Origin of the sequence: Lysinibacillus sp. NPDC096418 (genome assembly GCF_044762775.1) — a bacterium.
Lineage (GTDB): Bacteria > Bacillota > Bacilli > Bacillales_A > Planococcaceae > Lysinibacillus.
Genome location: NZ_JBIWEY010000015.1, coordinates 23,353 through 36,038, shown reverse-complemented (window position 1 = coordinate 36,038; position 12,686 = coordinate 23,353). Strand labels below are relative to the sequence as shown.

12 protein-coding genes are annotated in these 12,686 nt (G+C 35.7%); 7 read left to right on the top strand and 5 right to left on the bottom strand.

Features of this window, described 5'->3' with window-relative positions; all coding sequences use genetic code 11:
- Positions 1-9: 9 nt before the first annotated feature.
- Genes ACIQZG_RS12860 through ACIQZG_RS12845 form a run of 4 tightly spaced genes read right to left on the bottom strand, consistent with a single transcriptional unit; the run spans position 10 to position 3,729 of the window.
- Positions 10-396 (bottom strand): STAS domain-containing protein, encoded by a 387-nt coding sequence (locus tag ACIQZG_RS12860; RefSeq protein WP_402755589.1) that lies wholly within the window; start codon positions 394-396, stop codon positions 10-12.
- Between the two features lie 55 nt (positions 397-451).
- Positions 452-2,146, bottom strand: coding sequence for a methyl-accepting chemotaxis protein (locus tag ACIQZG_RS12855; RefSeq protein ID WP_402755588.1), 1,695 nt, complete (start codon positions 2,144-2,146; stop codon positions 452-454).
- Between the two features lie 26 nt (positions 2,147-2,172).
- Entirely contained in the window at positions 2,173-2,592 is a 420-nt protein-coding gene (locus ACIQZG_RS12850) for an ATP-binding protein (protein WP_402755587.1), read from the bottom strand.
- A gap of 15 nt (positions 2,593-2,607) precedes the next feature.
- Positions 2,608-3,729, bottom strand: coding sequence for a PP2C family protein-serine/threonine phosphatase (locus ACIQZG_RS12845; protein ID WP_402755586.1), 1,122 nt, complete (start codon positions 3,727-3,729; stop codon positions 2,608-2,610).
- Between the two features lie 433 nt (positions 3,730-4,162).
- On the opposite strand from ACIQZG_RS12845, the gene glnA reads away from it, so the two are divergent.
- Positions 4,163-5,497, top strand: coding sequence for a type I glutamate--ammonia ligase (gene glnA / locus ACIQZG_RS12840; protein WP_402755585.1), 1,335 nt, complete (start codon positions 4,163-4,165; stop codon positions 5,495-5,497).
- Positions 5,498-5,569: 72 nt separating this feature from the next.
- Here glnA and ACIQZG_RS12835 read toward each other — a convergent pair whose 3' ends face one another.
- A complete protein-coding gene (locus ACIQZG_RS12835; protein ID WP_402755584.1) occupies positions 5,570-6,388 on the bottom strand; it encodes a YwqG family protein in 819 nt (272 codons plus the stop codon).
- A gap of 581 nt (positions 6,389-6,969) precedes the next feature.
- Between ACIQZG_RS12835 and ACIQZG_RS12830 the strand changes: the two genes are divergently transcribed.
- The 6 genes from ACIQZG_RS12830 (at position 6,970) to ACIQZG_RS12805 (ending at position 12,649) form a co-directional block, all read left to right on the top strand.
- The gene (locus tag ACIQZG_RS12830; protein ID WP_402755583.1) at positions 6,970-7,515 is read left to right on the top strand and encodes a CbrC family protein; all 546 of its coding nucleotides are present in this window, start codon (positions 6,970-6,972) and stop codon (positions 7,513-7,515) included.
- Between the two features lie 101 nt (positions 7,516-7,616).
- Entirely contained in the window at positions 7,617-8,090 is a 474-nt protein-coding gene (locus ACIQZG_RS12825) for a DUF6985 domain-containing protein (RefSeq protein WP_402755582.1), read from the top strand.
- Between the two features lie 33 nt (positions 8,091-8,123).
- Positions 8,124-9,464, top strand: coding sequence for a DUF6138 family protein (locus ACIQZG_RS12820; protein ID WP_402755581.1), 1,341 nt, complete (start codon positions 8,124-8,126; stop codon positions 9,462-9,464).
- 328 nt (positions 9,465-9,792) lie between these two features.
- Positions 9,793-10,167 carry a hypothetical protein gene (locus tag ACIQZG_RS12815; RefSeq protein WP_402755580.1) on the top strand — a complete coding sequence of 125 codons (375 nt, stop codon included), beginning with the start codon at positions 9,793-9,795 and terminating at the stop codon, positions 10,165-10,167.
- Position 10,168: 1 nt separating this feature from the next.
- Complete coding sequence (locus ACIQZG_RS12810; protein WP_402755579.1) at positions 10,169-10,807, top strand: O-methyltransferase; 639 nt, start codon at positions 10,169-10,171, stop codon at positions 10,805-10,807.
- A gap of 276 nt (positions 10,808-11,083) precedes the next feature.
- On the top strand, positions 11,084-12,649 hold the full coding sequence (locus ACIQZG_RS12805) for an ABC transporter substrate-binding protein (protein WP_402755578.1): 1,566 nt from the start codon (positions 11,084-11,086) through the stop codon (positions 12,647-12,649).
- The last annotated feature ends 37 nt before the right edge of the window (positions 12,650-12,686 follow it).

Here is a 12,686-nt window from a genome sequence, read left to right as displayed (position 1 = left end):
TCAGTAGTATTAATACTCACTTAATGATAATTCTCCAGACCAATCGCCTTTTATGACTTGTTTTGCATCTTCCTCATTTGTCATAATCGGGAATACTTTATCGCATTGCGAAATGGCAAATAAATTTCGAATGAAATCATCAACAACAATAATGACAATCTTTTTCTTGTTAACCGATACCTTTTTTGCGAAATTGACAATCATACCGAAACCAGTACTATCGATATTTGTTACTTTTTGCATGTCGATAATAAATCCATGCTCTGTTTCGAAACTTTGAGCTTGTAGTTCTTTTTTTACATCTTCAATAATTCCGTACTCTAATTCACCGGTAAACGCTATTGAAATATAGTCTGCTCTTGTATCGATTTTTACCGCAATCTTTTTTTGATCCATCTTATATTGTCCCTCACTTTTCATTCGTCATATAATAGAACCTTTCGCTAACTGCTTAGAATTGGAATTTGTTCACTTCGGTGCGTAAGTTATCGGCTATTGTCGCTAATTCATCAGAGCTCTGTGTAATTTCTGCAACTGTAGCATATTGTTCTTCAGAGGTTGCGGCTATTTCTTCTGTAGCAGCTGCTGAGTCTTCAATAATGCGTGAAATGTCTTGAATCGCCTGCTGAACATTCAATGAATTTGTATTTACATTACTGAATGCGGATTTCATTTGCTCAACACCTTCTTCTGTTGCTACTACTTTTTCCACGATTTCTTTTAAAGCAGAGCCACCTTTATTAATAATCGTAACCTGTTCTTCTACAGCGAGTAGGTTGCTTTCCATTGTTCGAACCGTTACAGATGTTTCTGCCTGGATGTCGTTGATTAGATTTGTAATTTGTCCAGAAGCTAGGCTAGATTGTTCCGCAAGTTGGCGAACCTCTGATGCTACAACTGCAAATCCTTTCCCTTGATCACCAGCTCGGGCTGCTTCAATTGCGGCATTTAAGGCAAGTAAATTAGTTTGGTCGGCAATTCCAGTAATGACTGTAATGATACCACCGATTTCCTCAGAACGTTTTCCTAACTTTTGAATGGAGTCTGTAGCATAAGAAACCGTATGTGTGACAGTACTTAAATGTTTAATGGCTTCGGTAATGGCTTCTTCCCCTTTACGTGCGATATGAGTGGAGTCTACAGCGCTTTTTAAGGTTTCTTCTGCTTTTTTTAAGCTAAGAGTTACTTCTTTAATCGTATGCTGCATCATCGTTACAATTCGCTCGGACTGATCGGATTGAGTCGTAGTACCAACTGCCACATCATTCATTGTCAGGGCAATTTGGTTTGCTGCTTCACTTGTTTGGTGAGAGGACTCAGCTAACAATTTAGAAGAATTTGCGATTTGATTGGAGCTACCAGCTACCATTGTCATCGTCTCCGTCAAGCGGTCTTTCATATTTCTAAATGCATGGGCTAAATCAGCAATTTCGTCGTGGCCTTTTGCGTTTAAAATCTTTGTATTTAGATTTAAATTGGCTAATTCTGCTGCATTTGTTTTGAGTATATTGATAGGTGTAATAATTTGTCGTTGCAAGAAAATGCTTATGCAAACGATGATTAGAATGGCAATACCTAATGAAATTGCAATATTCTCAATTGCTGATTTTGTTGCAATATTGATATAAGGCGCTGTTGGGACAGCTGTAGCCCATACCCCAATTACTTCGCCTTGGCTATTGATAATAGGATCATATGCTCCTTGATGTTGTTTTCCTAAAACGTTTGCAGAACCAATAAATCTCTTTTTTTGCTCCAAGACAACAGTGGCTACTTCGTCTGACACTTTTGTATTCATTGCACGTTCGCCGTTGTCTATAATATTCGTACTAATCCTTGTGTCGTATTGAAATATAGATACGGCATTCCCGTTTGTTAACTCACCTACCTTGTCGGCAACTTCGAAATTCTCAACCATTTTGATATCGCCTTTATACAATTGATCATCAACGATTTTCCATTCACCAGGTATTTTTGCATCTAAATACTGGTAACTTAATTGTATGTCGGATAATAGTTTAGTATCCGCACTTTCTAATAGATTCTTTTTGGCTACATAAAAATTAATGCCAGCAAGAAGGGTAGTTAAAAGTAAAATACAACTTAAAATGAGTATGTTCATTTTTCTGCGGATTGTCCACTTCATCGTAATTCCTCCAATTCAAATATACGTTAGATATTGATTTTCTTAGAAATACCTACTAAAAACTTAGTGTCTGAGATGTTTTCAAACCAAATTTCATCGACCATACTTTTTACAAAAAATAGACCTCGTCCGCGATCTGAAAAAGTGAGACTATCTAAATTAAATTGAAGAACTTTATCCCATTCCTCGATTGGAATACCTTCTGCTTGATCGATCACAGTCACTTTGACTACATCATCATTCTGTGAAACGTGTACTTGGATTTTTGCTCCTTCGTTTAAGGGTGTATTTTTCATGGCTTCTATGGCATTAATGACTAACTCGTGCACGACAAAGCACAATTCTTTTTTGTTAGGGATATTAAATAAATTTGTATAACTTGCCATTGTTGCATCAACAAAATAGATGGCTTGCTGATTAGGAACTAAATTGAGCGTAAAATCCATAATGAAACACCTACCTTATAATGTAATTGTAATAGAAACTACTGTTATATCATCGGTGTAATTGTTTTCGAATAAATCATATTTTTGAGAAAATTTCTGCAAGGCGTAAGCATTATCTTGAGATGCGTAAGAATGGAAATAACCAATATCGATGGTTTGGTTACCCATCAACGACAGCATTCCGTCTGTATAAAGGATAATACGGTGCCACCCAGATAGTTGTACCGTTTTTTTGTTGATTTGAATAGTCGGAAATAATCCCAATATAGGTGTATTTGGTGGGAGTGATAATGTTTCTCCGTATTTTCCAAATAATAAACCAGCTGGATGCGAAGCATTAACATAATGTAATGATCCGTTTTTTGTATCGATTAGAATATAGATAGCTGTTACTAAAAAACGATCAATATCCTCATCCGTAAATAACTCATAAATTCGACGATTAAGTTCACTTATAACGCATACAGGGTCGATTAATCTCGTGATTAAACCTCGTAATAAAGAGCGAATCGACATCGTGACGAGTGATGCAGCTATCCCGTGTCCCATCACGTCGTACAATAATACTGCTGTTAAATCGTCATTAATTTTAAACCAGCAATACATATCGCCGCCTAATGTATTAGACGTGACATACACGCCGTCAAATTCGATATGCTCTAGTCTTAATGAAGGTGTAAATGCACTCTTTTGCACTTTTTTAGCAATAGCTAGATCCTTTAGCCAATTACTTTCCTGTTGCATCCTTAATTTTGCTTCTTTTCGATATTTTAATGCTACATGAACCCTTGCCTTGAATTGGGTAAAATCAAATGGTTTTAAAATAAAATCAAAAATGCCTGCATCGAAAACTCTGTCAATAATGATTGTTTTTTCGTAAGTAGAAGAAAGAAGGATAGGAACTTGAATCCAGTTATTTAATAAATCAATTTGCTGACAGATTTCCTCGCAGTTTCTTAGTGTTAATTTCACATCAAATATAATTAAATCGATGCTTTCTTTAAGGTCATCTGAAATGAAATCCATTACTGTCCCAACTGCCGAAAAGCTATGAACATCCGTAATGCCTATTCGATTGAAATACTTTTGTGTTCGTAAGACATCATTACTCACGTTACCAATTATCAACACTGACATGCTTTCTATACCACCGCCTTATTTTTGCAACATATCAAAAGCTGCTGTTGGATGACTAATTAGCCTTTTCTAATCATCTGTTCTCTACCATTTTTAGCTATATTATATGTACGCTTTATAAATTAAACTAGCTTACTAAACCTTCTAATACTATTATATTGTAAATTGACATAATTTTGCCACTAAATATTTTTTAAGACAAGACTATTGTATGATTTTAGAATTCTAAGTCATTATCCATTACCAGTATGCGATAAATTGGCTTGTTCATTTGTGTGATTTTAAAAAACATCTAGAAAAAGGATAATATCAATCGAAAAAAAGTATGTTATAAAACCTGACATATATGTTGTTTTTTTATTATTAATTAGTGTATTTTATAATTATTACATCATATTATGTAAATAAAATTAACATATCGGAGTGGTGGAGAATGAAACATTATACAAAAGAAGATATTATCCGCATGGCGGGAGAACAGAATGTGAAATTTATTCGCCTTCAATTTACAGATATATTGGGAACGATTAAAAATGTAGAAGTGCCAGTTAGCCAATTACAAAAAGCTTTGGAAAACAAGGTGATGTTTGATGGCTCGTCTATTGAGGGGTTTGTAAGAATTGAAGAATCCGATATGTATTTGCGTCCAGATATCGATACGTTTGTTATTTTCCCTTGGACAGCGGAGAAGGGGAAAGTTGCTCGTTTTATTTGTGATATTGCACGTCCAGACGGTACACTATTTGAAGGTGATCCACGGTCAAACTTAAAGCGCGTGTTAAAGGAAATGGAGGAGCTCGGTTTTACATCGTTTAACCTAGGACCAGAGCCGGAATTTTTCCTTTTCAAGCTTGACGATAAGGGAAAACCAACTCTTGAGCTAAATGATAGTGGTGGCTATTTTGATTTAGCGCCAACAGACTTAGGAGAAAACTGTCGACGTGATATCGTGCTAGAGTTAGAGGAGATGGGCTTTGAAATTGAAGCTTCGCACCATGAGGTGGCACCTGGTCAGCACGAAATCGATTTTAAATATGCGAATGCAATAGAAGCCTGTGATAATATCCAAACGTTCAAGCTTGTCGTAAAAACAGTGGCAGCACAACATGGCCTGCACGCAACCTTTATGCCAAAGCCATTATTTGGTGTTAATGGCTCAGGCATGCACTTTAACTTATCGCTATTTGAAGGCGATAAAAATGCCTTCTTCGATGAACATGCTGATTTACAGTTAAGTCATACAGCGCGTAGTTTTATGGCTGGGATTATGAAACATGTGCATGGGTTTACAGCAGTGACGAATCCGCTTGTAAACTCATATAAACGATTAGTACCAGGGTATGAGGCACCGTGCTATGTCGCATGGTCTGCACAAAATCGATCGCCATTGATTCGAATCCCTGCAGCTCGTGGTCTTTCAACACGTATTGAGTTACGATCAGTAGACCCAGCAGCAAACCCTTATCTAGCGATGGCTGTTATTTTAGCAGCTGGACTTGATGGTGTTAGAAAAGATTTAACACCACCTGATGCTGTGGACCGTAATATTTATAAAATGACGCGTGCTGAACGTGAAGTTGGCGGTATTGATAGCCTACCAGCATCTCTAGAATCTGCGCTAATTGAGTTAGAAATGGATAGTATCATTCGAGATGCACTGGGTGAGCATATTTTTGAGAAATTTGCTGAAGCGAAAGAGATTGAATGGAATAAATACCGTACACGTGTCCACGACTGGGAACGTGATGAGTATATGAAAATGTATTAGAAAAGAAGTGTTGGGGTTGTAGGGCTCCAACTCTTCTTCCTTTTTTGCCTGAGTGGTATTATTTTATTGATGTTAAGAGCAATCCCAGTTATACCAAACGTTTTCAAAGTTCTTTTGTTTTAAATCATGAGGGTGGATGAAGAAATTGCCGATACCGCAATCACCCCACATAATTTCTATACCTTCACCGTAGCTAGAGTCCAGTTGGAACAACAGAATATCTTCTTGTAAATCTTCAATATGAAAACGTGGGTCTTGTTGTGTGAAATTTGGAAACCCACCTATTTTACCATCACCGTCATTTTCTGTAACAAAATCATAAATTTCATTTAGAACATCATCTACTTTATCTCCATAATGCTCTTCGAAAAGCTCATAAAAATCAATACCATATTGCTGATTGAATTCTAAACAATCATGTAGCAATAATGTCTCTCGGATTTCACCTGTCAATTGGTACTCACCTTCGACAACTACATATTCAGGTTTTTGAGTATAAAAATCAGCCTGCTCCTCTTTTGAATAAGAAGTTTCTGAAAGATCATCAAAAAAATGAACTGCATAACCAGATCGATTTTTAACGTTTTCTAAATCCATTCCGATCAAATCATCGTGTAAATTTACATAAAATTCCAAGGTACCAGATGTAGGATAATTGGGTAACTGAGGGAATTCCGAAAAATTCAGCTGCGCTAGTAAATATAACGGTTGGCCCTTTGAACTTGTAGGAAATGGTTTGTTTTTTGGGAAATAGCCATACCCTCCTGCTTTAGATGCAGTTAAAGATAGTTCTCCTTTATTTTCAACAGTTAAAGCAATAAATGGCTTGGAGGATTTTATTAGTTGCTCTCTTATCTGAGCAGGTAAATCTTCTAAAATCTGTAGAGACATTGTCAGCACCCCTTAAATAAGATTGTATTTTCATTTTAAAATAACATCCAATAAAAAGAAAGGAAGGGTTAAAGCTTCCATTTTAGTATGATTGCGTCTTGTATTATAAAAAGTTAGATATAACAATAGCGTGATTGATCGATAACTGATAGGAGTTACCCTCTTTTCTATGAACGATTGTGGAGTAACCTCCGTTATAGACTATCTTGAAAATGAATCGAGATTGTACAACAAAATCTAGATAAGATGACCGATAAAATTAATGAGCTTGCAAAAGGATTAGAGGGAAATGATCGTGAAATTGAATCAGTTGCAAGCAAGTTCATAACAGATGCTATTTTTTAGTTTCAACAGTTTTTAACAAGGGTATTGGTTTAAAACTTTAAGAACCCATCTGGCGTATTTAGTTGAATATTTGTCGGATAAATTATGGATTAGGCTCTTAACAGATAAAACAGCATCACATTTGCTACAGGTCTATATTACATTAGCGAAAAATATAGTTGATGTATTAAGTATATTAAGGTAGTTAGAAATGGAGTTAGAGATAAGATATTTAACGAGGATAAGGAGAATGCAGTATGTGTAAAAAAACAGTAGAAGAATTGGAATTAATATTACCTAAATTTAAGTATATAGCGCATCCCATTAAATCAGGTATTTTCAAAATAGAAAAAAAAGTGATCTGTGATTGTTGTGAACAAGAGGTGGAAATTTATGTTGAAAGTGGTCTCTATGCAATTGAATCGGTAGAGTACCTTTGTCCGAATTGTATAAGTAGTGGTAAGGCTGCCAAGAAGTATAATGGAACATTTCAATCGGATTTATATAATGATGAACAAGTAGTGAATGAGTCGTTTGTAGATGAAATCCTACATCGAACACCAGGTTATGTGAGTTGGCAAGGTAATGACTGGTTTGCTCATTGTACGGATTACTGTGCTTTTATTGGGTATGTAGGATGGGCGGAAATAGTTGAAAAAGGAATTGAGGATGAAATAGAAAATTTTACAGAAATGAATATAGAGGATTTAAAACGCTACTTAACAAATGATGGCGAATTACAAGGTTATCTCTTCCGATGTTTAGAATGCGGGAAGTATTGCCTATATGCAGATTGTGCATAAGTTAAATGTATGGGAGTTGTAGATGTGTTTGAGAAGGAATTAGTAACTATAGATTTTGACGTTGATGGTGATTTAATTGAGGGAGAGATTCTATTAGAGGAATGGAATGCTTTTTTAACAACGAAGGTGCCGTTTATTTAACTATTCAACTTGAAGAAGATGCTGTTTTGATAGAATTATTGCCAGAGCATATAATTGGTTATGAATATGTCGTTCAAAACCAAATAAAAATTCTAGATGCAATTTTGAATGAACTATTGAAACAATATCCTAAGATGCAAGCGCAATACGGATATGACGAAGAGGAAAAAGTAGAATATATGCCTGATGTTTCACATATTCAAGATTTTTCACCTTTACTTTCACCAGGGACGATGTCTGTTTTGGATGTATCAAAGGATGGATTTCCTTATATCGGATTTATTTTTTCTTGCAAATGGGATGAAGAGCATGCTTTTGGTGCAATGATTTATAAAGATCGCGTAGTAGCAATTGGTGGAGCAGACACAGCATTCTTATATTGGATAGCGCAAAATGATTTAGATAAGTGTATGGGAAAAGAAAGTGAAGAGTGAAAAATACTAACATAATTAAGGATGGGATGAAAAATGAATTACTTAACTTCTGCCAACTTTACAACGCACCAAGAAGCCTTTCAACAAGCGATCATAGAAATTAAAACTAGTAGTTGTAAATTAATTGAAGAATATCCACTCCTTATCGAGTTAACAACGGGCGAAAGTCTTTTGGTTACTGCTGCTTTAGAGTACTATTTGAATAATCAACTAACTGCACCGTTTAGCTATGATGAAGCCAAAGCTTTTTGCGAACAATTACGTCAAATGGTAGGGTTCAATAACATTAGTTATACATTGCGAACTTGGATTGAAAAAAATGTTCAGGGCCAATATTTCTCTACAGAAACAAAAGGATGGGAATCTACATATACATTAAAAGAAGGAATTGAGTTAGCAGAGATAAATCAAGAGTTGCTGAATTTTGTGTGCTATGTAGCCATTTGTTACATGAAATTTGGTGCAAGTTATGAATCTATTTCAGCCGATCGACTTTTTAAACTGGTAGAGGCAACAGGATCTGATGAGGTAGCTAAACTTAGGGAAAATGGTTCGGGGGAACTTACTATAAGTGAAAGTTCATATAGTGACACTAATGTTGACTGTACTGCGAATGATGTATTTGCCATTATAGATATTAAAATTAAGAACGAAAAACAAGCAGCATATGAAAAGTCTTTGGATTTTATTGTTCGACTACTAGATTTGAACTTCCCGAAAAGTTATCAAATTAAGTTTTCTAGTTCTGAAAATGAATACTTACCAATTGAAAATTTACCATATGTGCCTGTTCACAATTTTTTTGCCAATGCTCTTAAGTATCCAGAGTTGCATTCGAAAATTAAATTATACGCTGAAAAATCCATGCGAACGTATGAATGGTATACGGACCTAGAGGATGAAGATTGTGCTATGCCTTCCACTTTTGCAGTCCTAGGTTTAGGGTTAGTTTCCTCAGAATACTGGCCCTTAGTAAAAAAATATATGGAAACTTGTGACGAAGAACACTCGTCCATCCAAACAGCTTTCACACCCGTATTTATCAAAAAATTTGGCTTCACTCCTGAGACGCTGCCTATTTTCATTAGTTGTGTGCTTGCTGTTCAGGAACATGAACCCCATGCAGTTTTTTTAGAAGAAATTAATGATAAAGCTACTTTAGAACTGCTATTAACATGTAAAAGAAATTTTGAAGACTATCTAAGTGAGAGCCAAAAAGAAGACTGGAAAAATGAGCTTGATGAAATGATTGAATTTGTCTGGCAAAATGTGTGTTATACCATTTGGGGTGTTTGTTTTGATAAACCAGCCTCAATAGTGATTGATAGTGCTTCAGAAGAACTTAAACATATTTACCAGGAAATATTGTTGTAGTGAAAATAAGTAACTATCAAAGTTTGGTACTGCTAAATGCTGCAAGTAGATATATAGGGTCAGAAATCAAAACATATGTCCAGTATTTGAAATTCGTTGATTATATGAAAATGTATTAAAAGAGAAGTGTTGGGGCTATAGGGCTCCAACACTTTATTGCTTTTTCTAGATTTTATCGTAACAAATATGATTGATTACAGAACATATTAGTAAAAATATCGAGTATGGCTAAAAGAAATATTTTGAAAGAGAAAATTGACACATGGTATACGTTTGTATACACTTATATTTAGAGATATACATTTGTATACGAAGGGTGGTATGAGTGATGAGAGAAGAAAGAATGAAAGACTTAAAAAAAGAGGGACATCATCGAGGAGAACGTCATAGAGGAAGAGGTGGTTCACAACACCGCGGAGCAAAAACCTTTCGCAGAGGAAGAGCAATTGCTTTTTTAGAGATGATGAATCTTAAGCGTGCAACGATTAAGCAACAGCTAGATCAACCAGAGTTTCAATCAATCCATCAACTTTTAGTGGGTGAATTGAAAGCTATTGATATGGTCATTAACGAATTTACACAATTATTCGAAATACATGAAGATGAAACAAGTGATATATCCGACAAGCAAAATGAAGAAGTAGCAACTTCGGAGATAGCAAATGCCGATACTATAAATGTTGGCCAGAAAGGAAATGAATAAAATGAAACAAATTAACAGTTATATTGATGCAGTGTTTCATCATGAGGATGCCCTATTAGAAGAGGTCATTACATCTATTAATGAAAACGGCATGCCTTCTATTTCAGTATCTCCTTCTTCTGGAAAACTATTATCGATGCTTATCTCGATTTCTGGAGCAAAAAATGTCTTAGAAATAGGGGCTCTTGGTGGCTATAGCGGCATTTGTCTTGCTAGAGGGTTTGGCAAAGAGGGGAAATTAACTTCTCTAGAATTAGATAAGAACTATGCAGAATTAGCTTATAGCAATCTTGTTAAAGCAGGCTTTGGCGATCAAGTATCATATATTACTGGTTCAGCGTTGCAAAGTTTAGAAAAACTCGCTTTGGACAATAAGCGGTTTGACTTTTTCTTTATCGATGCTGATAAAGATAATTATGAAAACTATTTAAATTATTGCATTAAACTAGCGGACGAGGGTGCGTTAATCGTTACAGATAATGTACTTGCTAACGGTAGTGTTGCAGATCATAGTGTTACACCTAAGCGATATACGGAGCTGATGAAGAAATATAATGAAGTTGTAGCTAATCATCCTAGGTTAGAATCTGTCCTTATGCCAATCGGGGATGGTATGACGATTTCAAAGGTGAAAAAGTAAAAAATGTTAATACTAGGGGGCACTGACGGACAAGAAATAACTTGTTTTGTCGGTGTTTTTTTTATTTTTTTGAGGGGAATCGGAAAGTTGAGTTTTATAGGAGAGCCTTTGTATTATGTAACGATTTTAGAGAGAATTACGTATAGTAAGTATCAGACAATTAAAACAATTTATTGACAACCTAGTTACTATGTTTTAGAATGCTAGACAGAGCTATTAAAACATAGTGGTTTACTACGTTTTAAACGTGTAGATAAATGAGGGAGAGGTAAAAATATGCATTTTAAAAAATGGGGAATTGTCGTTTCTGCCCTTTTGCTAACATTTGTACTTGCAGCATGTGGCAATAAGGATAGTGAAAAAGAAGAAGGGTCAACTGAAAAGCAATATAAAGATACGTTGAATATAGCAGTTACTGCACAGCCACCAGGCTTAGATACTTCGTTGACAGTATCGAATGTGGCGCTAGGAATTTCGTTAAATATTTTCGAGCAATTATATACACTGAATGCAAATTATGAACCAACGCCGATGTTAGCTGAATCGGTGGAGCAAAGTGAGGATGGCCTAACTTATACGTTTAAATTACGTGAAGGTGTCAAATTCCATAATGGCAAAGAAATGACTGCCGAGGACGTTGAGGCATCTATGAATCGTTGGTTAGCAACGTCATCTCGCGCGAAACTGTTATTAGAAGGTGCGAAGTTTGAGACGGTTGATACATATAATGTCAAATTAACTGTTGTAAAACCGACTTCAGATGTCATGATTTTAATGTCATCAAGAGCACAGTATGCATCAATTATGCCAAAAGAAATAGTAGAAGCAGCACCAGCAGATGGCATTAAAGAGTTTGTCGGAACGGGTCCTTACGAATTCAAAGAGTGGAAGCAAGATCAATATATCCATTTAGTGAAAAATGAAGAATATCAAGGTGTAGATGGTGAACCAAGTGGGTATGCAGGTCGCAAAGAAGCACCGACAGCAAACCTTTACTATCATTTTGTAACAGATCATTCAACACGTATTGCGGGTATTCAAACGGGCAAATATGATATTGCTGATAGTATCCCAGTAGAAAACTATGATCAATTAGATGCTGATAAAAACATACAGCTTAGTACGTTCCCAGGTGGTGCATTAACAGCGTTCTTAAATACAAATGAAGGGTTACTCGCTAATCAGAAATACCGTGAAGCCATTTTAGCTGCACTAAACAACGAAGAAATTATGCTAGCGAGCTTTGCAAAACCAGAATTATATTCATTAGCGCCAAGCTATTTAAATGAAAATCAAGTGCAATGGTCTACAGATACTGGTAAAGAATATTACAACCAAGCTAACCCTGAAAAAGCAAAAAAACTTTTAGAAGAAGCAGGCTATAAAGGCGAAGAAATAACATTATTAACAACAAAAGACTATGCAGAAATGTATGCAGCAACATTAGTTATTCAAGAGCAACTTCGCCAAATAGGTATGAATGTGAAAGTCGATAATTATGATTTCCCAACATTCCTTGAAACGAAAAATGATACAAGTAAGTGGGATTTGTTCGTCGCAAGTACAGGGTACCAATCAACACCACCTCAACTTTTAGCTGTAACGCCTGATTGGGCCGGCTTAAACAATGACCAAGTGAAAAATGCTTTAACAGCGATTCGTAGTGCAGCTACACCAGAAGATGCAAAAAAAGAATGGGCAAACCTACAAGGCTTCTTGTATGAATTTGGCTCATCTACAGTTATTGGTCACTATAATGAGGTTGTAGCGACAACGAAAAAAATTGAAGGTTACGAGCAATTTGAAACTTCCGTTGTTTGGAATGTAAAAGCAAGCGAATAAATTAAGTGAGCCGAGGGTGTATGCTGTGGTTTTTATG

What these genes read in the sequence shown, in the direction of transcription:
- ACIQZG_RS12860 (WP_402755589.1), bottom strand. Translation starts at nt 396, where the DNA reads ATGGATCAAAAAAAGATTGCGGTAAAAATCGATACAAGAGCAGACTAT.
- ACIQZG_RS12855 (WP_402755588.1), bottom strand. Translation starts at nt 2,146, where the DNA reads ATGAAGTGGACAATCCGCAGAAAAATGAACATACTCATTTTAAGTTGT.
- ACIQZG_RS12850 (WP_402755587.1), bottom strand. Translation starts at nt 2,592, where the DNA reads ATGGATTTTACGCTCAATTTAGTTCCTAATCAGCAAGCCATCTATTTT.
- ACIQZG_RS12845 (WP_402755586.1), bottom strand. Translation starts at nt 3,729, where the DNA reads ATGTCAGTGTTGATAATTGGTAACGTGAGTAATGATGTCTTACGAACA.
- glnA (WP_402755585.1), top strand. Translation starts at nt 4,163, where the DNA reads ATGAAACATTATACAAAAGAAGATATTATCCGCATGGCGGGAGAACAG.
- ACIQZG_RS12835 (WP_402755584.1), bottom strand. Translation starts at nt 6,388, where the DNA reads ATGTCTCTACAGATTTTAGAAGATTTACCTGCTCAGATAAGAGAGCAA.
- ACIQZG_RS12830 (WP_402755583.1), top strand. Translation starts at nt 6,970, where the DNA reads ATGTGTAAAAAAACAGTAGAAGAATTGGAATTAATATTACCTAAATTT.
- ACIQZG_RS12825 (WP_402755582.1), top strand. Translation starts at nt 7,617, where the DNA reads ATGGAATGCTTTTTTAACAACGAAGGTGCCGTTTATTTAACTATTCAA.
- ACIQZG_RS12820 (WP_402755581.1), top strand. Translation starts at nt 8,124, where the DNA reads ATGAATTACTTAACTTCTGCCAACTTTACAACGCACCAAGAAGCCTTT.
- ACIQZG_RS12815 (WP_402755580.1), top strand. Translation starts at nt 9,793, where the DNA reads ATGAGAGAAGAAAGAATGAAAGACTTAAAAAAAGAGGGACATCATCGA.
- ACIQZG_RS12810 (WP_402755579.1), top strand. Translation starts at nt 10,169, where the DNA reads ATGAAACAAATTAACAGTTATATTGATGCAGTGTTTCATCATGAGGAT.
- ACIQZG_RS12805 (WP_402755578.1), top strand. Translation starts at nt 11,084, where the DNA reads ATGCATTTTAAAAAATGGGGAATTGTCGTTTCTGCCCTTTTGCTAACA.